This is a genomic window from Paenibacillus flagellatus (assembly GCF_003217775.1).
Lineage (GTDB): Bacteria > Bacillota > Bacilli > Paenibacillales > NBRC-103111 > Paenibacillus_AB > Paenibacillus_AB flagellatus.
This window is the reverse complement of record NZ_QJVJ01000003.1, coordinates 368148-391818: the sequence shown is the minus strand read 5'-3', so window position 1 is coordinate 391818 and position 23671 is coordinate 368148. Positions and strand designations below refer to the sequence as shown.

General features: G+C 61.0%; 17 protein-coding genes and 1 riboswitch. Of the genes, 14 read left to right on the top strand and 3 right to left on the bottom strand.

Annotation, left to right across the window (positions count from 1 at the left end):
- The first annotated feature begins 120 nt into the window (after window positions 1–120).
- The 12 genes from DLM86_RS08280 (at window position 121) to DLM86_RS32030 (ending at window position 12793) form a co-directional block, all read left to right on the top strand.
- Window positions 121–1065 (top strand): ABC transporter permease, encoded by a 945-nt coding sequence (locus DLM86_RS08280; RefSeq protein WP_245954423.1) that lies wholly within the window; start codon window positions 121–123, stop codon window positions 1063–1065.
- 11 nt (window positions 1066–1076) lie between these two features.
- The gene (locus DLM86_RS08275; protein WP_158289391.1) at window positions 1077–1940 is read left to right on the top strand and encodes a carbohydrate ABC transporter permease; all 864 of its coding nucleotides are present in this window, start codon (window positions 1077–1079) and stop codon (window positions 1938–1940) included.
- Between the two features lie 38 nt (window positions 1941–1978).
- Window positions 1979–3511: a type 2 periplasmic-binding domain-containing protein gene (locus tag DLM86_RS08270; RefSeq protein WP_110839514.1), complete on the top strand. Its 1533-nt coding sequence runs from the start codon at window positions 1979–1981 to the stop codon at window positions 3509–3511.
- Window positions 3512–3598: 87 nt separating this feature from the next.
- Window positions 3599–4954, top strand: a complete 1356-nt coding sequence (locus tag DLM86_RS08265) for a sulfatase family protein (RefSeq protein WP_110839513.1) — start codon at window positions 3599–3601, stop codon at window positions 4952–4954.
- Between the two features lie 114 nt (window positions 4955–5068).
- Window positions 5069–5362, top strand: coding sequence for a Dabb family protein (locus DLM86_RS08260; RefSeq protein WP_110839512.1), 294 nt, complete (start codon window positions 5069–5071; stop codon window positions 5360–5362).
- A 245-nt stretch (window positions 5363–5607) separates the two neighbouring features.
- Window positions 5608–7473 (top strand): heparinase II/III domain-containing protein, encoded by a 1866-nt coding sequence (locus tag DLM86_RS08255; RefSeq protein ID WP_110839511.1) that lies wholly within the window; start codon window positions 5608–5610, stop codon window positions 7471–7473.
- 239 nt (window positions 7474–7712) lie between these two features.
- Complete coding sequence (locus DLM86_RS08250) at window positions 7713–8531, top strand: alkaline phosphatase family protein (RefSeq protein ID WP_110839510.1); 819 nt, start codon at window positions 7713–7715, stop codon at window positions 8529–8531.
- Between the two features lie 68 nt (window positions 8532–8599).
- Window positions 8600–10570, top strand: coding sequence for an ATP-dependent DNA helicase (locus tag DLM86_RS08245; RefSeq protein ID WP_110839509.1), 1971 nt, complete (start codon window positions 8600–8602; stop codon window positions 10568–10570).
- A complete protein-coding gene (locus DLM86_RS08240) occupies window positions 10567–10869 on the top strand; it encodes a DUF6509 family protein (protein ID WP_110839508.1) in 303 nt (100 codons plus the stop codon). Before DLM86_RS08245 ends, DLM86_RS08240 begins: the two co-directional genes overlap by 4 nt.
- A gap of 103 nt (window positions 10870–10972) precedes the next feature.
- Window positions 10973–11665 carry an ankyrin repeat domain-containing protein gene (locus DLM86_RS08235; RefSeq protein ID WP_245954419.1) on the top strand — a complete coding sequence of 231 codons (693 nt, stop codon included), beginning with the start codon at window positions 10973–10975 and terminating at the stop codon, window positions 11663–11665.
- 214 nt (window positions 11666–11879) lie between these two features.
- Window positions 11880–12212 carry a DUF4870 domain-containing protein gene (locus DLM86_RS08230; protein ID WP_110839506.1) on the top strand — a complete coding sequence of 111 codons (333 nt, stop codon included), beginning with the start codon at window positions 11880–11882 and terminating at the stop codon, window positions 12210–12212.
- Window positions 12213–12378: 166 nt separating this feature from the next.
- Window positions 12379–12527, top strand: a riboswitch (cyclic di-AMP (ydaO/yuaA leader).
- A 101-nt stretch (window positions 12528–12628) separates the two neighbouring features.
- Complete coding sequence (locus DLM86_RS32030; RefSeq protein WP_158289390.1) at window positions 12629–12793, top strand: hypothetical protein; 165 nt, start codon at window positions 12629–12631, stop codon at window positions 12791–12793.
- A 58-nt stretch (window positions 12794–12851) separates the two neighbouring features.
- Here DLM86_RS32030 and DLM86_RS08225 read toward each other — a convergent pair whose 3' ends face one another.
- Window positions 12852–14240, bottom strand: a complete 1389-nt coding sequence (locus DLM86_RS08225) for an extracellular solute-binding protein (RefSeq protein ID WP_158289389.1) — start codon at window positions 14238–14240, stop codon at window positions 12852–12854.
- Window positions 14241–14458: 218 nt separating this feature from the next.
- On the opposite strand from DLM86_RS08225, the gene DLM86_RS08220 reads away from it, so the two are divergent.
- Window positions 14459–17713 carry an OmpL47-type beta-barrel domain-containing protein gene (locus DLM86_RS08220; RefSeq protein WP_110839504.1) on the top strand — a complete coding sequence of 1085 codons (3255 nt, stop codon included), beginning with the start codon at window positions 14459–14461 and terminating at the stop codon, window positions 17711–17713.
- Window positions 17714–17905: 192 nt separating this feature from the next.
- Window positions 17906–19297 (top strand): MFS transporter, encoded by a 1392-nt coding sequence (locus DLM86_RS08215; protein WP_110839503.1) that lies wholly within the window; start codon window positions 17906–17908, stop codon window positions 19295–19297.
- An 87-nt stretch (window positions 19298–19384) separates the two neighbouring features.
- Here the strand turns inward: DLM86_RS08215 and DLM86_RS08210 are convergent, their stop codons facing one another.
- Together DLM86_RS08210 and DLM86_RS08205 are read right to left on the bottom strand one after the other, a co-directional pair.
- Complete coding sequence (locus DLM86_RS08210; protein ID WP_110839502.1) at window positions 19385–22723, bottom strand: DEAD/DEAH box helicase; 3339 nt, start codon at window positions 22721–22723, stop codon at window positions 19385–19387.
- Window positions 22720–23625, bottom strand: a complete 906-nt coding sequence (locus tag DLM86_RS08205; protein ID WP_110839501.1) for a LysR family transcriptional regulator — start codon at window positions 23623–23625, stop codon at window positions 22720–22722. Before DLM86_RS08205 ends, DLM86_RS08210 begins: the two co-directional genes overlap by 4 nt.
- Between the last annotated feature and the right edge of the window lie 46 nt (window positions 23626–23671).

The following is a 23671-nucleotide window of genomic DNA, read 5'->3' as shown; positions in this document are numbered from 1 at the left end:
GTTATCCGTTATTCCTCATGTTTGTCGCAAACTGAGGATTTTTTTTCGCCTCCTCTCTCTATTACGATGAAAGCGTACACAGGAAAGCGGTGTAACGTTTTCAAGGAAGGAGGAAACCCATTGCTTAATCGGATCGAAGCGCCCGGCCCGCTCGCAGCCGGAGCGCCGGGCGGCCGGTCGAAGTTCATGAAAGCGTTTCGCAAGCATCGATATTATTATTTGCTGCTGCTGCCCGGCGTCGTTTATTTCGTCATCTTCCGGTACGTCCCGATGGCGGGAATCGTCATCGCGTTCCAAGATTTCAAAATCGCCGGCGGCGTGTTCTCGAGCCCGTGGGCGGGGTTGAAGTGGTTTCGCATCCTGTTCGACGCACCCGACTTTTGGGTCGCGCTCCGTAACACGATCATCATCAGCTTTTACAAGCTCGTCTTCAACTTTCCGGCCCCGATCGTCCTGGCGCTGCTGCTGAACGAAGTGTTCCACAGCACGTTCAAACGGGTCGTACAAACGATCCTTTATTTTCCGCACTTCGTCTCGTGGGTCGTGCTGAGCGGCATTTTGTTTTCCGTTTTTTCGACCGATACGGGATTGCTCGGCCTTCTCGGGATGACGACGTCGCCGATGATGAACCCGGATACGTTCCGCGGCTTTCTGGTCGGATCGGAGATGTGGAAGGAGGTCGGCTGGGGTACGGTCATTTATTTGGCGGCGATCGCCGGCGTCAACCCGGAGTTGTACGAGGCGGCCCGCATCGACGGCGCCAACCGGTTCCAGCTCGTGCGGCACATTACGCTGCCGTGTATCGCTTCGACGATCGTCGTCCTGCTTATTTTGCGGACCGGCCACATTTTGAACGTCGGCTTCGATCAAATTTACATGCTGTACAATCCGCTCGTCTACGAGGTATCCGACGTGCTGGATACGTACGTGTACCGTGTCGGCTTGACGATGGGCCGGTATTCGTTCGCGGCCGCCGCAGGGCTGTTCCAATCGGTCGTCGGATTGACGCTTCTGCTGTTTACGAACTGGCTCGTCAGACGGATGGGCGAACGCGGACTTTGGTGAGGATGAGCACAATGATAAGGAAAAGTACGGGAAGTCGACTGTTCGACTGGGGCAATACGCTGTTTTTGACCGTTTTTTGCGCCGTTACGTTTTACCCGCTCTGGCACGAGATCTCGATGTCGTTCAGCTCGACGGCGGGAGCGCTCAGGGGCGGCTTGTTTCTCGGGCCGAGGGAGTTTACGGTGGCCGCCTATGAAAGCGTGTTCGAATCGAGCTTCATCTGGCTGGCGTACCGCAATAGCATTATCGTAGCCGTCTGCGGCACGTTGCTGCACGTTCTGCTCACGGCGATGACGGCATATCCGCTGAACCGGAGCAGCTTGCCGGGCGTAAAGGTCATCACGTTTCTCGTCCTGTTCACGATGCTGTTCGGCGGCGGCCTGATTCCGACCTACCTGCTCGTCAAAAGCTTGGGGTTGATCAATTCGTTGTGGGCGCTTATTATACCGGGCATGATTTCGGCGTTCAACGTCATCGTCATGCAAAGCTTCATGAGGACGATTCCGGACGAAATCGAGGAGTCGGCCACGATCGACGGCGCCAATCCGCTGCGTATTTTCTTTACGATCGTCTTGCCGCTTTGCAAGCCGGTGCTCGCGACGATCGCGCTTTGGGAGTGCGTCGGACTATGGAACAACTTCATGCAGGCTCTTATTTATTTGAACGACAAATCGCTGTACACGCTTCCTTTGCTGCTGAAGCAAATTATCGCGGGACAGCAGCTCGTCGCGGAATCGGGACAGACGACCGAGTCGTCCACCGAATCGGTCATCGCCGCCACGATCGTCGTCTCGATCATCCCGGTCATGTGCGTGTACCCGTTCCTGCAAAAATATTTCATGAAAGGAACCATGCTCGGTTCCGTCAAATCGTAAAGCAAGCTCAGGACGAATAGGTCGTAGGGGGTCCTCGTATGAAAAAATGGATAAACGTATTGCCCGTCGTCACCGTCGTCAGCCTCGCCGCCTTAACCGGATGCGGAGACGCGAAGGAAGGCGACGGCGCGTCCGGATCGAACAACGTGCAGCCGGCGGAAAAACCGGTGACGTACAACATGCTTTTCAACCTTGGCATTCCGGAATATCCGGAAAACGGCGGGGAGGCGAAAGCGAAGGTGCAGGGGGCGTTGGAGAAAGCGGGCATCAAGGGAGTCGACTACAAGGTGTCACTGCTCGCGGGAACCGAATATACGACGAAGCTGAACCTGCTCGCCTCCTCCGGCGAGCTGCCGGATTACTTCAGCGTCGATTCGACGACGCTCGCCCAATTCGTCAGCCAAGGCTTGGTCAAGCCCGTCGACGATTTGCTTGCAAAAGCGCCCAACCTGATGAAGATGATTCCGAAGGAACGGTGGGAAGGCGTCACGTTCGACGGGAAGAAGTACGCGATTCCGTACGGCGTCATGGAAGGCTCGCTCAATTCCCCGAATACGGGAGGGCTGCTCGTCCGGCAAGATTGGCTCGACAATCTCGGGTTGAAGATGCCGACGACGCTGGACGAGCTGCATGCGACGCTGAAGGCGTTCACGAACAACGATCCGGACAAGAACGGCCAGAAGGACACGTACGGCCTCGGCGGCTACAAAGATTCGAAGTTCAACGTCGTGTTCGGCGCGTTCGGCATTTCACCGACGTATTGGGTCGAAAAGGAAGGCAAAATCGTCAAAGGGTTCACGACGCCGGAGGCGAAGCAGGCGCTTGCCGTACTCGCGCAATGGTACAAGGAAGGGCTGATCGATCCCGAGTTCCCGGTCATGGAGCTGAAGCAGCACGAATCGAAGCAGATCAATTCCAAGATCGGCATTTTCGAAGGCGACGGCTTCAACGTCAATCCGAAAGGAAGCGGGGTGCCCGAAGCGCTGCTCAAGGCGACCCCGACGGCCAAGCTCGTGCTCGCGGCTCCGCCGAAGGGTCCGAACGGCAAGCTCGGTTACCCGGAAGTGAATCCGTACGCGGGAGGCGGTCTTCGCGCGATCAGCGCCAAGGCGAAAGATCCGGAGAAGCTCATCCGGGTGCTCGACTGGTCGGTCAGCGAGGAAGGCGGCATCAATTTGGTTACTTACGGCGAAGAGAACGTCGACTACACGTACGATAAGGCGAAAAACTTCATCGCGATGAAATCGACGTACACCGAGCTGTACAAAAAGGGATACTCGAATCCGATCCGTTTCGTGCAGGTGACGGACCGCCGCTGGACGGAAGAGGTCGTGCGCGCGGCGCTCGACACCGCATCGAAAAACTTGATCAAAAACGCGCTCTGGAAGACGGTTCCGGCCGAGCTCGACTATCCCGATCTCGAGAAGAAGCTGTGGCTCGAATATTTCGTCAAAATCGTAACCGGCACGTGGCCGGTGGACAAATTCGACGAGTTCGTGCAAAAGTATTACCAGCAGGGCGGCCAGACGATCGAGAAGCAAGCGAACGAGGAGTGGAAGAAGAGAAAATAAGCAGTCCGCGCCGCAGGAAGGAAAGAGGCCGATTATCGCGTCTCTTTTCCTTTTTTGCCGCAGGCGCGGCAAGGAGGATGACATTCGTTGAACGCGAACAAGCAACCGAACGTAATCGTCTTCTTTACCGACCAGCAGCGCTGGGACACGACGGGGGCGCACGGCAACCCGCTCGACTTGACGCCCAACTTCGATCGGATGGCACGGGAAGGGGCGCACGTATACAACTCGTTCACGTGCCAGCCCGTATGCGGCCCGGCCCGGTCAAGCCTGCAAACCGGACTGTACGCCACGCAAACGGGCTGCTACGTCAACGGCATTCCGCTTTCGCCGGCGTCGAAGACGTTGGCCCATTATTTCCGCGACGCCGGGTATCGGACCGGCTATATCGGCAAATGGCACCTGGCGCATGAGGAGCCCGTGCCCGAGGAGAAGCGCGGCGGCTACGACTATTGGCTCGCCTCCGACGTGCTCGAATTTTCGTCCGACGCTTACGATACGGTCATGTACGACAACGACAACAAGCCGGTGAAGCTGCCGGGCTATCGGGTCGACGCGATGACCGACGCGGCGATCCGGTATATCGACCGGGAGAAAAACCATCCGTTTTTCCTGTTCCTGTCGTACATCGAGCCGCATCACCAAAACCATACGGACAACTACCCCGCGCCGATCGGCTACGAGCAGAAGTACGCCGGGCGTTACGTTCCGCCCGATCTGGCCGCGCTCGGCGGAACCGCCCACGCCCATCTGGGCGGGTATTACGGCATGGTGAAGCGGCTTGACGAAGCGCTCGGCCGGCTGTTCGACGCGCTGCGCAGCCTCGGTCTCGAGGAGAATACGATCGTGATGTTCACGTCCGATCACGGCTGCCATTTCAAGACGCGCAACGGCGAATACAAGCGTTCGTGCCACGACAGCTCGATTCGCGTCCCGACGGCGTTCGCCGGCGGCTGCTTTGCCGGGGGCGGACAAGTGCGGCAGCTCGTCTCGCTCGTCGACCTGCCGCCGACGCTGCTCGACGCCGCGGGCATCCCGGTGCCGGCCTCGCTGCCGGGGCGCTCCATCTTGCCGCTGCTGCGCGGAGAGAAGGAAGAGTGGCCGGAGGAAGTGTTCGTCCAGATCAGCGAATCGCAGGTGGGGCGGTCGATCCGGACCGACCGGTGGAAGTACAGCGTGTCCGCTCCCGACAAGCGCGGCTACGAGCATGCGAGCTCCGACTCGTATACGGAGGAGTTTTTGTACGATTTGCACGCCGATCCGTACGAATTGGTCAACTTGATCGGCATCGAGTCGTACGAGCCGGTCGTCGCCGACTTGCGGAAACGGCTCGTGCGCAAAATGCGCGAGGCGGGGGAAGCGGAGCCGACGATCGTGCCGGCGCCCGTCCGGCCGAAGGGCGGGCGTCGCGTCTCCGTCGAGGAGCTGCGGGTGAAGCTGTAACGTTTCCGCGGGCTTGCCCGCGAAAGGTGAAGGCGATGCGTCGGCGGTTGGATAACGTCCCCGGACGATGGTATAGTAGGATGTGACTCCCTAATAGAAAAGAGGATTTATCGCATGATCGATCATATCGTGCTCGTCAAATTCGCCGACACCACCACGCAGGAGCAGCTGGCCGAGGTCGTCTCGCGGTTCAAGGCGCTGCGCCCCCATCTGACCGGCGTCGTCGACCTGCAAGCCGGCATCGATTTTTCCGGCAAAAACCAAGGGTACCAGGTCGTCCTGTCGGTCCGCTTCGAGGACCGCGCCGCCTTGGAGGCGTACGGACCGAACCCGCGTCATCAAGAGGTCGCCGCCTTCATTCGCGAGGTCGGCCGGCTTGACAGCATCGTCGTCGACATCGAGATTTGACGGGGAACCGAACGGGTACCGGTTGAATCCGGATTCGTCCTACAGAAGCCCCGGCATCGGAAAATGCCCCGATAACGGGGCTTTTTCACGTCCGCCGATCCGGAGGGGTGCGACCGTTTATCCGAACTTGGGCCAATAAGCGTCAAATGGCCGACGCATTTCGACAATGTGGGTGAAGCGGCGCAGCGCGGCGGCATGGTACAATCGAACCTAATTTTAACATACGAAGCAGGAGGAGAGGCACGATGCTGGCTGAACGGGGAACGATCGAGCAATTGCGGAAACGGCTCGTACCGGCCGGGGAATATCGGCCGTTCGCGCGGGGGGACGAACGCGAGGCGTGGGAGGCGCTTCCCCTCGAGGCGAAGCGCGAGCTGGTGCGCGGAGGCGAAGAACGGCTGCCGTTCGCATGGCCCGCCTTGCCGGCCGCACGATATATGGATTATGTGCGGAACGGAAACCGGAGCGTTTACGAGAATGCTTACTTCGAACGGCGCCGGGCGCTGCTGCAGCTCGTTATGGCCGAATGCGCGGAATACGAAGGCCGGTTCTCCGAACAAATCGTCAACGGAATATGGGCGATTTGCGAAGAATCGAGCTGGGTCGTTCCCGCGCACATGTCGCTGTCTCGGAAAGGCTTCGGCGACGGACTGCCCGATATAACCGATCCGGTCATCGACCTGTTCGCGGCCGAAACGGCCAGCCTGCTTGCATGGACCGTCTACCTGCTCGGCACGCGGCTCGACGGCTGCAGCGGCGTCGTCCGCGATAGAGTCAAGCTGGAAGTCGGAAGACGCATCCATACCCCGTATCTCGAGCGCGACGACTTTTGGTGGATGGGTCTTAAACCCGGCCGCAAAGTCAACAACTGGAACCCGTGGGTGAACGCCAGCTGTCTGTCGTCCTTCCTGCTGCTGGAGGACGACCACGACCGGCGCGTCCGCGGCGTCTCCAAGGCGATGCGCAGCTTGGACGCGTTTCTCGCCGTCTACCCGGAAGACGGCGGCTGCGACGAAGGGCCGAGCTATTGGAGCCGCGCCGGCGGATCGCTCTTCGATGCGCTGGAGCAGCTGTACGGCGCGACGAACGGCGAGATCGACGTGTACGGCGAGCCGTTGATCCGGGAAATCGGCCGATATATATACCGCGTGCATGTCGCCGGCAAGTCGTACATCAACTTCGCGGACGGAGACGCGAACGTCGAGATCGACGCCGAGCTGGCGGAGCGGTTCGGAAGGCGAATCGGCGATCCGCAGCTGTCGGCGCTTGGAGCGGCGGCAATCTCGCCGGACAGCTTGCGGCCCCGGTACATCGTGACGTTGTTCCGGTACGCCCAGACCGTGCTTCGGTACCGGGAAGTAAGCGAGGCGCGGGCGAAGCCGCCTCTCCTCCGGGACGTCTGGACGAACGGCTTGCAGGTCATGGCCGCCAGGGAAACAGAAGGATCGGAACGCGGCCTGTTTTTGGCGGCCAAGGGCGGGCACAACGACGAGAGCCATAACCACAACGATATCGGCCACTTTATCGTATACGCCGACGGAAAGCCGCTGCTGATCGACGTCGGCGTGGAGACGTATACGGCGAAGACGTTCAGCGCCAGCAGGTACGACATATGGACGATGCGTTCGGAGTATCACAACGTTCCCGTCGTGAATGGATACGGGCAATCCGCGGGCGGCGGCTTTGCGGCGGGCCGCGTCGCGTACCGGACCGGCGACGGCCGCTCCGAGCTGGAGATGGAGCTGGCCGGCGCGTATCCGGAGGAGGCGGGCATCGTCAGCTGGATTCGTTCCTGCACGCTGCAGCGCGGCGATCGGTCCCGTGTCGAGATCGCCGATCGGTACAAGCTGAGGCATGCGAACGGACGTATCGCGCTGCATCTGATGGCGGCGGATGCGCCGCAGCTCGAGACGAACGGCGTACTGCTGCTCGGGAGCGGAAACGAACGGAGACGTTTGTCATTCGACGGCGAGCGTATGGGCTGCACGGTCGAACGGATCGCGATCGGCGACGAGAAGCTGAAGCGGACTTGGGGGGAGGCGGTATACCGTATCGCACTCGACGTGAAAGCGCCGGAGCTCGAAGGAGAGTGGCGGATCGTCGTCGAATGACCGCCCGGATCGGGAAGGTCGGGACGGGGTTGCGGCGAACGGCGGAATGACGTTCGACCGCACGAACGAGAAGCGGGGAAATGGAACGGTCGCTCGGACGGAACGCTCTAAATTCCGGACGGCGGCCGTTTTTCGTTCTCCGGAATGTGTGTTTAATTGTGTTTGATTGAATAATTGTTGACCTTCGTGGGAGGCTGCCCTTATGATGGACGTATCGAATTGAAGGGGAGTGCTTTCTTATGAAACCGATTTCCCGCGTCTTTATTATCGGCTGGGACGGGGCGGGCAGCTTTGTCGCGTCCGCGAACACGCCGAACTTGGACCGGTGCGTCCGTAACGGGACGTTCGACTTTCAGGCGCAAGCGGCGACGCCGACGATCAGCGCGCAATGCTGGGGAACGCTGCTGCATGGCGTGTCGCCGGACAAGCACGGCTTGACGAACGAAATCGTCAGCCATACGCCGTATCCGGACGGCTCGCCGTATCCTTCGATATTCCGGGTCGTGCGCGAAGCGTACCCGGATGCCGCAATGGCCTCATTCAGCGCATGGTACCCGATCAATCACGGCATCATCGAGCCGTCGATCGGGGTGCATAAAGTGTCGATGAAGGACCGGGATCTGTCGCTCGCCGCAGCCGCTTACATCCGCGAGCATCCCGAGGTGAAGCTGCTGTTCGTTCAGTTCGACTTGCCGGATGCGGCCGGTCACCAGTACGGGTACAATACGCCCGGGCAGCTGCAAGCGATCGAGGAAACCGACGGCTTGACGGGCCATATCCTCGAGGCGATCGAAGAAACGGGGCTTCTCGACGACAGCCTGCTCGTCTTCGTGTCCGATCATGGCGGCGGCGGCGCCAATCCGCGCGGCCACGGCAGCGATCATCCGATGGACAAGACGATCTATTGGGGCTGTGTCGGGCCGGGTATTCCGCGCGGAGCGGCGATTCCGGGCACGATGTCGATCGTCGACACGGCGGCGGTCGTCGTCCGCGCGCTCGGCATCGAGCCGCCCGAATCGTGGGAATCGAAGCTGCCGGAGCGGCTGTTCGCGGAATAAATCGGCAAGAACAGGATTTTATGCCCCCGTTTGCGGTATAATGGACGGATGGAATCCAAACTATCCGAATGAACCATTGGAGGCATGCCCGATTGACTGCGACTTATCCGTTTCCGTTCGACCCCGCCAAGCCGTTCGTCCGGCAAGCCGGCGACTGGATCGCCGACGTCTTCTACGACGTGCTGCCGGAGGCCGGCTTCGAGGTGAGGGACGAGCAAATTTTTATGGCGTTTCAGCTGGAGCGCGCTTACGCCGAGAAGATGCCGATATTCGCCGAAGCCGGCGTCGGCACCGGCAAAACGCTCGTCTATTTGCTTTACGCGATCGCTTACGCCCGGTACGTCCGGAAGCCGGCGGTCATCGCATGCGCGGACGAGTCGTTGATCGAGCAGCTCGTGAAGCCGGAGGGCGATATCGCGAAGCTGTCCCGGCATTTGAACTTGACCGTCGACGCCCGGCTGGGCAAGTCCCGGGATCAGTATATTTGCCTGAACAAATTGGATGAGGCGCAGACCGCGTTCGACGACGACGCGGACCGGTTTCGCGACGTGTACCGCAGCCTCCCGGAGTTCGTCCGCAAGCCCGACACGCTGCAGACGTTCCACCCTTACGGAGACCGGAAGCATTACCCGGACTTGACGGACGAGGCGTGGAGCAAAATCGGCTGGGACGTGTTCCAGGACTGCCTCGTCTGCGACAACCGGCACCGGTGCGGACAGACGCTGTCCCGGGATTACTACCGGAAGTCCGCCGATTTGATCGTCTGCTCCCACGATTTTTATATGGAGCACGTATGGACGTACGAATCGAGGAAGCGGGAAGGCCAGCTGCCGCTGCTTCCCGAGCACAGCTCCGTCGTCTTCGACGAGGGGCATTTGCTCGAGACGGCCGCCCAGAGCGCCTTGACGTACCGGTGGAACCATGCGCTGTTCGAGGCGATCGTGACCCGGCTGCTCGAGGGGGAAATCCGCGAATCGCTCGCCGTCGCGATCGAGGCGTCCATCGCGCAGAGCGAATCGCTGTTCGCGCTGCTCGAGCGGAGCAGCCGGCCGGTTCCCGGCTCGGACCGGAGGGAAATCGATACGGAAGGGGATCTGCTGCGGGAGACCGAGCTTCTTCGGGAGCGCTTGGCCGTCATCGACGAAGAGCTTGTCTACGAAAGCGGGCTGTACTCGTTGAACGAATACGGGCTGAAAATCGTCGAGGAGCATTTGGACATGATCCAGCATGCGCTGGGGCTGCTTCGGCAGACGGAACGTCCCGTCGTCTGGGGCGAGTATCGACCGGACGGGCTCGCCCTCGTCATTATGCCGCGAAACGTCCGGGACGTGTTGAAGGAACGGGTGTTTGCGAAAAAAATGCCGATCGTCTTCTCGTCCGCGACGCTCTCGGTCGACGGCTCGTTCGATTACATGGCGCGCGGGCTCGGCCTCGACGACTTTTTATCGTTCTCGGTGCCGTCGCCGTACGATTACGAACGGCAGATGAAGGCCGAACTGTACCCGGAGGCGGACGTCTCCGCCGCCGAGAAAACGAAAGCGGTGCTGAGCCTGATCCGGCAGTCGGAAGGCAGGGCGCTCGTCTTGTTCCCGACGAAAGAGGAGCTTGCCGAATTCCGGAAGCATTCGGCGGCAATCCCGGAGGCGGGCGAGTACCGGCTGCTTTTCGAGGGAACGGCGGAAATCAGCCACCTCGTCTCCGAGTTCCAACGCGACGAACCGAGCGTTCTATGCGCGGCGACGCTATGGGAAGGGCTAGATATTCCCGGGCCTTCGTTATCCCACGTGATCGTCTGGTCGCTGCCGTTTCCCCCGGACGACCCGGTGTTCGCGGCCAAACGGAACGATGCGGAGCGCCCGTTCGAGCAGGTTGATATGCCGTACATGCTGCTCAGGCTGAAGCAAGGAATCGGACGGTTGATCCGCACCCGCGACGATCGGGGAACCGTCTCCGTAATCGGCAAGGAATTGCGGGAACGGAACGTGAGGGAGCAAGTACGGCTGCTCGTCCCCCACGCCGTGGAAAGGACGTGGCCATGATCGACATTACCGCTTACAGCGTGGAGCGAGTTCGAGACCCGTTCGGCATTCTGCCCGGGCAGCGGTACGAATTCGTATTGGATATCGAAGTGGATGAGGAAGACGAAATCCATTCGGAGAACGGCTTGTTCGTCCGGGTCATATACGCCGTAGAGCCCGAACGGACGGGCATCGTGAAGTACGAGCTCTTCGAGCGGACGACCGAAACGTATTTGCCGTTCGACTTGGAGGACGACGAAGTCGAGGCGATCGACGCTTTTTGCCGGGACCGTCTGTCGGAAGCGGACGGGAACGGTTAAGAAATCGTTAATCTCCGGTTTCTTCCCGCTTAATGGTGATGCGGTAAACTGGACGTACGAGACGGCAAGCCGTGAAACGTTCGAGCGGGAGGCGGGAAACCGGATGAAACGACGATGGAGCGTATGGGTGATGATCGCCGCGGCGACGGTCGCCTTGTTGACGGCCGGCTGCGGAACCGAAGTAAGGAAGGAGGAGAGCGGCTTGAATGCGAAATTGATCGAGGCGGCCGAGCGCGGCGACACCGGGGAGGTGACCCGACTGCTAAAGGCGGGTGCGTCAATCGACGCGCGCGACGGCCGGGGCCGGACGGCGGCGATGGCGGCGACGCACGGCAACAAGCCGGATACGTTCCGGGCGCTGGTCGAAGCCGGAGCGGACATCAACATCCGCGACGACCGTTCGGACAATCCGCTGCTGTATGCGGGAGCCGAAGGGCTGCTGGATATTTTGAAGCTGGCGATCGAGGCGAAGGCGGATACGAAGCTGACGAACCGGTACGGGGGGACGGCGCTGATCCCCGCTTGCGAACGCGGTCACGTCGAAGTCGTGAAGGAGCTGCTCGAGCGTTCCGGCATCGACGTGAACCATGTGAACCACCTGGGCTGGACGGGGCTGCTGGAGGCGATCGTCTTAAGCGACGGAGGTCCGCGTCATCAGGCAATCGTCCGGCTGCTTATCGAGCACGGGGCCGACGTCAACTTGGCGGACAAGGACGGCGTCACGCCGCTGCAGCATGCGCAGAAGCGCGGGTACGATACCATCGCGGGCTTGCTGATCGCCGCAGGCGCTCGATGACGCGCGGGCGGTGCGGCGGACGATGTCCACTGAAAATCCGAAGCCCCGGCATCGAATGTCCGGGGCTTTTGTCGCATAATCGCAAAATATGACAATTCCGATGACCGGGTCATGCCGAATATAGGAAGGCCGTCCCTTTCGCGCAGCTCCCTGACGATCCATAATGGAATACAGCGCGCAATCGTTCGCTTCATATCGAAAACGAGGTGTAGTCATGCAGCATCAACCAACCGGACCGGCGTCGGAGTCGTCGGATATCGAACAAAACAAAGGGATGGCCATTTTGGCTTACCTGTTATTTTTCGTCCCCTTGCTGGCGGCCAAAGAATCGCCGTACGCCAGGTACCATGCGAATCAGGGCTTTTTGCTGTTCCTGGTCGCGCTTGTAGCCAACGTCGTACTCGGGATCATCCCGATTATCGGATGGCTGCTGTTGCCGGTCGTCAACCTGGTCATCGTGGCGTTCGTCGTGCTCGGCATGGTGCGGGCGGCGTCGGGGCAGAAGAAGCCGCTGCCGTTCATCGGCGATTTCAAGCTGATCCAATAAAGGCGTTTCGGCGGAAAGCTCCGCCGAAGACGCCGAACAAGCCGCGGACGCCGCGGCTTTTTTGCCATATCCGCGTTCCGCGGGCCGTTACCGCTTGCCGATGTGAAAAAATGGGGCTTTACAAATAGCCGTTCCCCGGCATACAATAGTTTATACAAACGAATATTCGTTTCAATCGCTGAGTTTTCTTTTTTAGAAAAGCGGGGGAACCAAATTTTGTGGGGTGAATCGATGCGTCGGTCCGATGCGTCGTAGGGCGATTTCTCACCGTCCGAATCCGTCAGCTAACCTCGTAGGCGAATGTGGGGAGGATAGATTGAGTATGAACACAAGGTCTAGCCTTGTGTTTTTTGCGTTTTTTTCGCTACGTAAACTCCCCGAATTACGGTTTGATATTTCGAGAGGAGGATTTACCGATGGCCAATAAAGAAAAGCTCGTTTGCCTGTTCGACAAACTAAACGAAACCGATAAGAAGAGAGCGTTCGAATTCATACAATCATTGGCGCGCCGCAGCGGAGAGCCGATCGAAAGCGAGGAAGTGAAACTGCACGGCAAAAACTTCTTCGTCGTTTCGGATTGACCGACCGCCGCACCCCCCGCTTGAATCCGCGATCCCCCGAAAGGGGGATTTTTTTTGTTCAGCCGCCCCGCAACAAGTCGGCGATTTTCCGCCGCATGCCCGTCTCGCTCTGCAGCTTGGCCCAGTACAGCTTCGCTTCGTTCATGATCGCGTTCATCTTGTCCGGGGATACGTTCATATCGGTAAACAGCCGCATCGACGGAATCATCTCCTTAAACCGTCGGTAGCCGGGCGGACGGTACATCGTTTCCGCTCCTTCCCGCTCGGCCGCCCGCGCGTGGGCGGGAATGCTCAGCGTATGCGAGCGAAGCGCTTGCTGCGCCCGTTCCGACGTCATGAATTCGACGAACGCGGTCGCGGCGGCTTTCGCCTCCGACCGGGCGCCGACGGCCAAGCCGATCGCCATCAGGATGGTGGCGTCCTCGCGCCATACCGGCAGAGGGACGACGTCGTACCGGATGTCGGATTCGCGGAGCGCGTTGAGCGACAAGTACGAGGTCATGATGATCGACACTTTGCGCTGCGCGAACAGCTCCTCCGCATCGGCGTCGCTGCCCGACAAAAACGTTGGAAACGCGTTCGGCGCGTAAATGATTTCACGGCACAGGTTGAGACCTTCGGTAATCCGCGCGGCGAAGCGTTCCGGATCGTCCGACGCCGAAGCCGCGGCGTCTTCGCCCAAGCCGCTCTGCAGGACGAAGACGGGCCAGCGGTTCTTGGAATGGAGGAAAAAATAAAAGCCGAACCGTTCGTTCTCCACCGTCAGCCGGGAGGCGTCGCCGAGCAGCGTCCGCCAGCCGTCCGGCCGGTAAGGGACGGGCAATCCCGCTTCCTCGAGATGGTCGATATTGTAGCAGAGCACGAGCGGCGAGAAGACGAACGGACGAACGTACTGCTTGCCCTCGAAGGTGAAAGCGTCGTTCAGAAACGGATAAGCGCCTTCGTCCGCCGCGAGCGGCTGAAGCAGGTCCAGCCTTCCGCGGGCGCGAAACTCGTAGAAGTTGTTGTAATTCATCGAGACGACGTCGAGCAGCCCGTTTTCGATATAGGAGTCGACCGTCTCGGCGTAATGGTCGAATGCGATCGGGATCGGCTGGACGCGGATCGACGGATGCGCCAGGTGAAAGTCGTCCAGCAGACGGGCAAGCTCCGCGTCGCGGGCGAGCGAAGCGTGGTAGCCGAACTTGAGGGTGACGGCAAGGTCCGGGAGCCGATCGGCGATGCGATTGCCGACGCGCGGAATTTTCTCGATCAGCCCTTCCTCGACGAGACGTTCGAGTGCGGCCCGCACGAGCTTGTTGCTCAGCCGAAACTGCTTGGTCATATCCCGCTCGGACGGCAAAAAGTCGCCCGGGCGCAGCTTCCCCGTCACGATATCCCCGCGAAGCGTGGCGGTCATATGGTCAAGTCTGGCGCGAAACGTTTTGCGGCTGGGTTGGTCGGACATGCGAACCTCCTTCGCGACCGCGGCGGCGCGATTGAACGAACTCGTACTTTCCACCCCCAAGCATAGCGAACTTGTCCGCGCGAAGCAAGACGGGCAAGCTTCGTGCCGGTCGCGATCCGTCATGGCGGATTTGCGTATTGACACGGAGTCGTTTTTGTTTTTATGATGAGAAGTGAGTCAGATGTGAGTCATAACAATTCGAAGGAGATGATGCTTTCATGTCAACGAACCGATTCCGCCTGCTGCTGGGCGGGCTAGCCGCCGTATGTGCGGCCGCCGCAGCGTGTCCGGTCTCTTCCGCCGCTGCGGATGCCGTGTCGCCTCCGCCGCCCGTCGTCTATAATGCGGGGTTCGAGGAGCCTTCCGCCGGAACGGCGATTCCGGGATGGACGCAAACGTTCGGAGCCGGAGAGAGCGGCATGCGGTTCGAAGTCGCTTCCGCGGAATCGTACGAAGGGGCGAAAAGCTTGTACTTGGATGACGCGAACGGTTCTCGCGCGCTGGGGCTCGAGAGCGACCGATTTTCCGTCGTTCCCGGCGAGAGCTATTCGGTCTCTTCGATGATGAAAGTTGTAAACGGTTCCATGGCGATCTACATCCGTTTTTGGGACGCGGCGGGGGTCAAAGTGGGCGAGTCCAGCAACTTCATCGCCCCGACGAACGGCCAATGGACGAAAAACGCAACGTCCACCGTCGTCCCCGCAACAGCGTCGACCGCCTCGGTGCTGCTCTATTCGTCCGCAGCCGGCATTACGCGCGGCTACGCGGACGCCGTCCGGATCGAAACGAACAAGATCGGCACGTTTCAAAATATCGGCGGCATCGTGAAAGGGATGATCAATGAAGACGGGGCGATCGGGATCGAGGACGGCAAGCCGGTGCTGTATACCGTCTTCAAGGGCAGAGGCGAGGTGCCGACCGCCTTCGCCGTCATCGACGCGGCGACCCGCGACGTGCTGCGCACGTTCTCGATGCCGGGCGTCGAAGCGGCATGGGGCGTCAAGGTGGCGTCCGACGGCAGCGTCTATGTCGGCACGCATTACGACGGCGGGCTGTACCGGTACGCGCCGAACGGCAAAACGTTCGACTACATCGGCCGCTTCGGCGGCGAGACGCACGTATTCTCCTTAGTCGCGGGGCCGAACGGCAAAATGTACGCGGGGACGTATCCGAGCGGCAAGCTGTACGTGTACGACCCCGCGGACGGAACGATCCGCGATCTCGGAGCGTTCGATCCGGAGCAAAAGTACGTGCGGTCGCTCGCCTACGATTCGAGCCGCGACGTGCTGTACGTCGGCGTCGGCGGCACAAAAAGCCGCGTTTTCAAAGTGGGTCCGGACGGCAGCCGCAAGGAGCTGCTCTCGACGCTCGTACCCGGCGGAGGAGATACGTACGCGTGGCCGTACGGGCTCGAGTTTGCGGAAGACCGGCTGTTCGTCAAATTTTCCAACGGCGATTTGCTCGTCGTCCGCGCGCAGGACGATTCGGTCGAATATTACGATCCGGCCGGGCTCGACATCCATTCGGAGCGCGTAACCGCCGTACCCGGGCAGCCGGGCCGCGTCCTGTACAGCTATTCCGGCAATTTGTACGTCTATGACGGGCAAACCCGCACCGCTACACTCGTCAAGCAAGTGCAGGACGGAGTCAATTTCCACGAAGGAAAATTCGTCGATCTCGGTACGCCGGAATGGCCGGGCTTGACCTTTGTCGCGAGCGGAAAATACGGCAATATCGTGTATTACAACCCCTCGACCGACCGCGCCGAAGTGAAGCCGGCGAACTACGGGGGAGCGCCAACCCTCATCCAAAGCATTCACCAAGGACCGGGCGACGACATCTACGCAGCCGGCTACATGTCGGGCTTCACGTCCTATAACCCGGTGACCGGGGCGATATCCGACACCTCGACGCTCGGGCAGGTGGAATCGTCGGCCGTGCGCAACGGCAAGATGCTCATCGGCGCCTACGCGGGAGCGCGGGTCCTCGAATACGACCCGAACGCGCCTTGGTCGGCCTCGAATCCGCGGCAGCTGTTCGATCTTCGCGCCTACGAGCAGGACCGGCCGTTCGCGATGGCGTACGCCGCGGACCGGGATGCGCTGTTCGTCGGCACGGTGCCGAACTCGACCTCGCTGCAGGGCGCGATCGCGATGTACGACTTCGCGTCGGGGCGGCTCGACGTGTTCCGCAATATCGTGCCGAACCAGAGCATCGTCTCGATGATTTACAAGGACGGCCTTCTGTATGCGGGAACGACGGTCTACGGCGGTCTCGGCACGAGCGGACCGACGGAGACGAACGCCAAGCTGATCGTCTTCGACCCGGCGACGAAGACGAAATTGTTCGAAACGGTCCCCGTTACCGGAAGGAAGGGCGTGACGGGCCTCCACGCCGGTCCGGACGGCATGATCTGGGGCGTGGCGGAAGACACGATTTTCAAATTCGATCCGACAACCCGGCAGTTCACATACAAGGCGGCGAAGCTGAGACGGTACAAAACGGACGGCATGACGTGGACGTACGCGTTCATGCAGACGGGCGCGGACGGCAACGTTTACGGAACGTCGCGGGGGCAGTTTTGGACGGTGAAGCCCGATACGATGGAATTTGTCGTGCTCAACGGAACTTACGGCAATTATTTGAACCGCGACCGGTTCGGCAATTTGTACTTCTCCGACAACAGCTCCGACTTGTGGAAATACGTACCGTCCTCGAACGATTCGGCTCCTCCGGTGACGTCGGCGCAGCTGTCGCCGGATACGCCGGACGGGCGGGACGGCTGGCACGTATCTCCCGTCACGCTGCGTCTTGAGGCGACCGACGATTCGTCCGGCGCAGCCGAATCGGTGTACAGCCTCGACGGAGGGACCGTATGGAACCGTTACGACAGCCCGTTGACGTTCGCACGGGAAGGCGATTACGCCGTCTCGTACCGTTCCGTCGACCGGGCGGGCAATGAAGAGCAGCCGCGGGACGTCGCGTTCCGGGTCGATGCCGCGCCTCCGTCGGTCGAATCGAACGTCGTCCCCGGGGCGGCGTACCCGGATTCGGAAACGATCCGTCTGCGTATCGCCGTGACGGATGCCGGATCGGGCGCCGATCCGGCGCGGACGTCGGTGACGCTGGACGGTCGGCCGATCGCGGGCGATGCGGAAATCCGCCTGCTCGATTTGCCGCTCGGCCCGCATACGATTGCGGTAACGGCCGTCGATCGGGCGGGCAACGCGAGCGCCGTCGAGTTCGCGTTCCGCACGGAAGCGAGCGCCGAATCGCTGAAGGCGCTGATCGGGCAATTCGCCTCGGACGGCTCGATCGATAACGCGGGAATCGCCGCCAGTCTGCTCGAGCAGCTCGGGAACGGGGAGCTGCAGGCGATGCTGCATCATGCCGAGGCCCAACGGGGCAAGCACATCTCGGCCGCAGCGGTCGACGTTCTTCTTCGCGACATCCGGTATTTGCTGCAGCCTTGACGCAAATCGCGTCCCGTCCGTACGGCGTGCCCGTGCGGCCGGGACGTTCGTTGTTTCATTCATATACTTGAGTATATATGGAGTATGGCGAAATATATATTTTTGTTTATGTGCGATCGCAATTACAATGAACCCTAAGGTCGATTCGAATCAAATCGAATAGAATCGAATCGGACAAAGGAGGGATCGCACATGGAATCCGAAGCGCGGGTTCGCGAAGGAGAGAAGCTGATACGCGTTTTGGCGTTCACGCTCGTCATCTCCGTCATGAGCGCGACGATGTTCAATATCGTACTGCCCGAAATCGGCAAACAATTCGAGCTGACGCTCTCTCAGGTGAGCTGGGTTTCTTCGGCGTTTCTGCTCGTCTACGCGATCGGAACCGTCACCTACGGCAAGCTGGCGGATACGTACAAGCTGAAAAACCTGATCACGTTCGGACTCGTCTTCTTCGCCGCCGGATCGTTGGTCGGGCTGGCGGCACCCAATTACGGAACGGTGCTGATCGGCCGGGTGCTGCAGGCGGTCGGAGCGGCGGTCATTCCGGCGACGGCCGCGATCATCCCGGTTCGCTACTTCCCGCCGGAAAAGCGGGGACGCGCCCTCGGCATCGCGATGACCGGGCTCGCCATCGGCAGCGCGCTCGGACCGGTCGTCGCCGCGCTCGTCGTCGGCGTCGCGCATTGGCGATGGCTGTTCGCCATGCCGCTGTTCACGCTGCTTGCGCTCCCGTATTACCGCCGCTATTTGCGCGAGGAGGAGCGTAAGGCGGGCGCGATCGACTGGCTCGGCGGGGCGCTGTTGGCCGGGACGGTCTCGCTGCTTCTGCTCGCCGTCACGTATGGGAAGTGGCTTCCGGCCGTCGGCGCCATAGCGGCATTCGTCTTGTTCGTAAGCCGAATTCGCGCCGCGAAGGAGCCGTTCATTCGGCCCGCGCTGTTCAGCAGCAAAGCGTATGCGCTCGGGCTCGCCATCGCTTTCGTCGCGACGGCAATCGGCTATTCGCTCGTCTTTTTGACCCCGCAGCTGCTTGCCGGCGTCCATCGACTCGAGCCGGGGCTCGTCGGCTTCGTGATGTTCCCGGCGGCGGTCGCGACGGCGCTGCTCGGACGAACGGGCGGGAAGCTCGCGGACGCGAAAGGCAATTCGGTGCTGTTTTACGCCGCGACGGCCATGCTCGTCGTCTGCTTCGCCTTGATGACGTCCTTCACCGGCGCGCCGCCGGCGTTCATCGCTTTATTTTTGCTATTCGGCAATGTGGGCCAATCGTTTCTGTACATCGCGCTCTCCAATGCGATTTCCCGGACGCTGCCGAAAGAGCATAGCGGGGTCGGCATGGGACTGCTCTCGATGCTCAACTTCATCGCCGGCGCGGTGGCGGCAGCCGTCTATGGCAAAATCGTCGACGATGGCGCCGGTTTTCGCCTCAATCCGGCGATTTCGCGGCCGGAAGCTTACGTTTACAGCAATTTGTATATCGTTCTCGCGCTGCTGTTGGCGTTTATGGCGATGCTTTACTACGTTATTTTCGGCAGAACGGATCGCGACGACAAAAAACGCATAAGGAGGAGGGGGCGATCTTGAGCGCGACCGCCTGCTCTTCGTCCGTCGCGCCGGACGTCTTAAAGCCCGCCGGGATTTGTTCCCGGCGGGCTTATTTGGCGCCATGCGTCAACGAATCGACAACAGCTCCCGGACGTCCTCCGCGGTAAGGGAGAACAAAGCTTCCTCGCCCGGCTTGACGACTTCGTCGATCAAGTTTTTTTTCTTTTGCTGAAGCTCGACCATCTTTTCTTCGACCGTTCCTTGGGCGACGAGACGGATGACCTGCACGACGTTTTTTTGCCCGATCCGATGGGCGCGGTCGGCGGCTTGCTGCTCGACGGCGGGGTTCCACCACAGGTCGTACAGGATGACGGTATCCGCTCCGGCCAAGTTCAATCCGGTGCCGCCGGCTTTCAGCGAGACGAGAAAGACGTCCCGTTCGCCTTCGTTGAACCGGGCGGCCAGCTCGACCCGCTCGGCGGACGGCGTGGCGCCGTCCAAATAAAAATACGGCACGTTCCGCACCCCCAGTTCGCGCCCGATCAGTCCGAGCATTTCGGTAAACTGCGAAAACACGAGCATGCGTCTCCCCGCGATCCGGCCTTCCTCGACGATTTCCATCAGCAGCTCGAACTTGGCCGAGCTTCCGGCGTAGCCTTCGACGAACAGGGAGGGGTGGCAGCACAGCTGACGAAGCCGTGTCAAGCCGGCCAATATTTTGATCCGGTTTTTGTGAAAGCTCTCCTCGTTCAAATGCTTCAACGTCTCTTTGCGCAGCTTGACCAAATAAGCGGCGTACAGCTTCTTCTGCTCCGGCAGCAGCTCGGACGCCTGCAGCGACTCGATCTTCTCCGGAAGCTCCTTCAGCACGTCGGTTTTCAGCCGGCGGAGCAGGAACGGACGGGCCCGCTTCGCCACCGCCTCGCGGGGCATGTCGTTGAACGCTCTGCGCCCCGGGAACAGCTCGGGGAACACCGCCTCGAATATCGACCACAGCTCCTCGAGCGTATTTTCCACCGGCGTGCCGGTCAGGGCGAACCGGTGCCGCGCCCGAAGCGACTTGACCGCCTGCGCCGTTTGGGTGGCGTAATTTTTGAACATTTGCGCTTCGTCCAGAATAAGCGTATGAAACGACAAGCCGGCGTACGACTCGATATCCCGGCGCAGCAGCGGATACGACGTAATGACGACGTCGGCTCGCGAGACATCCGCGAGCGTCCGGCCGCGCAACGCCTTGCCGCCGTCGGCGATGACGGCGCGGAGTTCCGGCGCGAACCGGTTCAGCTCGTTGCGCCAATTGTACACGAGCGAGGCGGGGCAGACGATGAGCGCCGGCTGTCCGGCGCCGCGAATGTCCGGCAGCGCGGATACGAGAAAGGCGATGCTTTGCACCGTTTTGCCGAGTCCCATGTCGTCCGCCAAAATGCCGCCGAACCGGTAATGGGCGAGCGTCTTCATCCATTGGTACCCGTACTTCTGGTAGTCGCGGAGGACGGGCGCGAGCGAATCGGGCACGGGAAAGTCGAGGCTGTCCGGATTCCGGACGTTGTCGAGCAGCGAGCGCAGCGATTTGCTCAGCTTAACGGACGTTCCGGCGCCGTCGGCGTCCATCAGCCGGACGATGCCGTCCGCGAACGGGAGACGAAACGTCGACCCGGCCCAATGGCCTCTGCGGAGAAAGTCCGATCCGCCGGCAAACCGGCAAATGTCTTGGAATTCCTCGCTTTCCAGCGGCATCAGCGAACCGTTCGGCAGCCGGTAATACCTTCGTTTTTCCTCCAGCGCTTGCAAAACTCCGCGTAATTCCGACACGGGGATCGCATCGAGGTCGAACCGGACCTCCAGCCAATCGGTGCGCTCATCCACGTCGACCCGCACTTTCGGCGCCGCGTTCCAGGCGTGAAGCCTGATTTTGACGGCGGACGACGCGTATACGGTAACGAGCTTCTCCAGCTGCGGCAGGACGCGGTACAAAAATTCGTACTCGGCTTCCTCGCCGTCGAGGAAATAGCCGCCCTCCGTCCGAACGAAGGCGCTTTGCTCGATCAGCTCCAAGATCGTCCGCTCGCGCTCGCCGTCGCGCATCAGGATGCGATCCCCGCCGTCGCGGTTCGGCCGTTCCTCCAGCGGATTGACGACGGTGCCTCCGTAATGGAATTCGAGTCCCGCCAGCAGCCGGTCCTTCACGCGGTCCAAAAACAGCTTCGCCTTGAGCGGCGTCTGTACGATCCGGTCGGAGACGGCTTGGGCGATCCGCACGCCGCCCAGCTTCGAGAGCCCCGGCACGGCCTTTTCCATTAACAGCTCCATCTGGCTCGGCGTCAGCCGGATTGGCCGACCGTCCGGCGCATTCAGCAAACGTTGCATCTCCCGGAGCCGCGAGCACGCGTCGTCCGTCAGCTTGTGCAGCACCCCTTCGGCGATCGCGATCCCGTACGCATCCATGACGGTCATGTCGTCCAGCCCGTCGGCCGCGAACCGGTAGGCGTCGTCGCCGTCCCGATCGAATTCGAACCGGATCGGAAGCGGTCCGTCCGCCAGACGGATCGCGTCGTACGTACGACCGCCGTGCTCCAGATGCGCCGCCTCGGTCGAGACAAGCGTTTCAAGCAGCGCCTCCCAGCCGGCGGGAGGAACCGGAAGCGTCCGATCGCCGGCCAGCTTGTCGGAATGGACGTGCAAGCTCCATGTGTGCCGGTACATGCGTTCGTTGCGGTAGATGCGGATCAGCTCGCGGACGACCGCTTCGTGGTCCGGCGTCAAATAATGGAGCGACGGATCATAGACGAAATGTTTGGAGAACGCGAAGCTCCCGCCCCGGTCGACGGCATCGAGAAAGTGGCGGATGTTTGGCACGATATAGAGCCGCTGGGGGCCGATTTTCATTTCGACGCCGAACATGTCGTTCCGATAGCCGTAAGGGATCACTTTGCATAGGAACTCGACGGCAAGCGGCGTTCTCGTCTCGAAATGACGCCGATGGCCGCCCGGACGCGCCGCGCCGTTCGCGAACAGGCCGAGCAGCTCCCCCGCAAGCCGGTCGTCGGCCGCACGCTCCGAGTCCGGCTTCGTCCTGGAGCCGTCGAACCGCGGCGGCAGCCGGGCTTGCTCTTCCGTAGGGCCGCTTTCCGTCTGCAGCATCGATACGAACGAGCGGGCTCGGGAGGGGGTACCGTGCCCCGAGCCGTTCGTCTCGTCGAGCATGTACAGGAGAAGCGCGGCCGTATGCCCGCACCGGCTGGCGGACGCGTCGTAAGCCGGGCAATCGCATGCCGCGTACAGGTCACCGTTCCGATCGAACCGTACTTGCGCCTTATATCCGTCAACCGTACCTCGGCACGACGGAGCCTCGGGATCGAAGCGCTCGATGTCGACTCGCCCGTTGCGGTAAAGGTGATCTCCATTCGCGTAAGAAACCGGGCTGTACAACAATTTGATCAGCCGCGGTGTCAATCGGAAGCTCATGTTCCCGTTCCTTTCTCGACATCGCTTAATCGGGATTCCGGCTGCACGCCGCCGCCGGGCAGCATCGCGATGAACGCCTGCAGGGCGCTGCTGACGAACGAATCTTTGCGCATGACGAACTCGGTCTTCATGTACCGAAACGGCTCCGGAACGTCATGGATGCGGACGAGTCCTTCCGCCACCTGCTTCCGGACGACCGATTTCGGCAGCATCGAAATGCCGAGCCCGGCCGTCACGCCGCCCACGATCGCTTCCAGCATACCGAACTCCATCATCACCGACTGGGTCAGCCCGTTGACCGACAGCCATCGATCGAGGACGTCCCGGTACGAGCAGCCTTTGGCGAATACGAGAATCGGCTTCGTCACGGCTTCCGCCCAATCGGCGACCGATGCCGCCGATACGATGGCAAGCTCTTCCTCGAAGGCGGGGATGGCCCGGAGCTCCGGATGATCGCACTCGCAGCCGATGAAGGAGCCGTCCAACTCGTAATGAAGCACCTGTTCCAGCAAAGTCTGGGTGTGTCCGGTCGACAGCGACAAGCGGACGTTCGGATACGATTCGTAATAGGAGGCGAGCAGCTTCGGCAGCCGGACCGCGGCAGCCGTCTGCGTCGATCCGATGGCGAGCGGGCCGGCCGGCTCGTCGGAGGAGGTGAGCGCCTGGGTCGCCTCGTCGAGCAGACCGACGATTTTGTCGGCGTAGGCGAGCAGCGTCCGGCCGCTGGCGGACAGCGTCACGCCGCGGTTATGCCGGACGAACAGCTCCGTATCGAGCTCGGCTTCGAGCTGACGGATGCGTGCGGTTACGTTGGACTGGACGTAGCCGAGCCGCAAGGCGGCTTTCGTAATCGAGCCTTCGCGGGCTACCGCCCGGAAGACGCGCAAATCCGCGCTTTCCATAAATGAGCCTCCCTGTCTTTGCTATCACTCAAACTGATTGCCGTAA

Excerpts from the sequence above, each read along its gene's own strand:
- DLM86_RS08275 (WP_158289391.1), top strand. The coding sequence starts at position 1,077 with ATGATAAGGAAAAGTACGGGAAGTCGACTGTTCGACTGGGGCAATACG.
- DLM86_RS08270 (WP_110839514.1), top strand. The coding sequence starts at position 1,979 with ATGAAAAAATGGATAAACGTATTGCCCGTCGTCACCGTCGTCAGCCTC.
- DLM86_RS08260 (WP_110839512.1), top strand. The coding sequence starts at position 5,069 with ATGATCGATCATATCGTGCTCGTCAAATTCGCCGACACCACCACGCAG.
- DLM86_RS08255 (WP_110839511.1), top strand. The coding sequence starts at position 5,608 with ATGCTGGCTGAACGGGGAACGATCGAGCAATTGCGGAAACGGCTCGTA.
- DLM86_RS08250 (WP_110839510.1), top strand. The coding sequence starts at position 7,713 with ATGAAACCGATTTCCCGCGTCTTTATTATCGGCTGGGACGGGGCGGGC.
- DLM86_RS08245 (WP_110839509.1), top strand. The coding sequence starts at position 8,600 with ATGAACCATTGGAGGCATGCCCGATTGACTGCGACTTATCCGTTTCCG.
- DLM86_RS08240 (WP_110839508.1), top strand. The coding sequence starts at position 10,567 with ATGATCGACATTACCGCTTACAGCGTGGAGCGAGTTCGAGACCCGTTC.
- DLM86_RS08235 (WP_245954419.1), top strand. The coding sequence starts at position 10,973 with ATGAAACGACGATGGAGCGTATGGGTGATGATCGCCGCGGCGACGGTC.
- DLM86_RS08230 (WP_110839506.1), top strand. The coding sequence starts at position 11,880 with ATGCAGCATCAACCAACCGGACCGGCGTCGGAGTCGTCGGATATCGAA.
- DLM86_RS32030 (WP_158289390.1), top strand. The coding sequence starts at position 12,629 with ATGGCCAATAAAGAAAAGCTCGTTTGCCTGTTCGACAAACTAAACGAA.
- DLM86_RS08225 (WP_158289389.1), bottom strand. The coding sequence starts at position 14,240 with ATGTCCGACCAACCCAGCCGCAAAACGTTTCGCGCCAGACTTGACCAT.
- DLM86_RS08220 (WP_110839504.1), top strand. The coding sequence starts at position 14,459 with ATGTCAACGAACCGATTCCGCCTGCTGCTGGGCGGGCTAGCCGCCGTA.
- DLM86_RS08215 (WP_110839503.1), top strand. The coding sequence starts at position 17,906 with ATGGAATCCGAAGCGCGGGTTCGCGAAGGAGAGAAGCTGATACGCGTT.
- DLM86_RS08210 (WP_110839502.1), bottom strand. The coding sequence starts at position 22,723 with ATGAGCTTCCGATTGACACCGCGGCTGATCAAATTGTTGTACAGCCCG.
- DLM86_RS08205 (WP_110839501.1), bottom strand. The coding sequence starts at position 23,625 with ATGGAAAGCGCGGATTTGCGCGTCTTCCGGGCGGTAGCCCGCGAAGGC.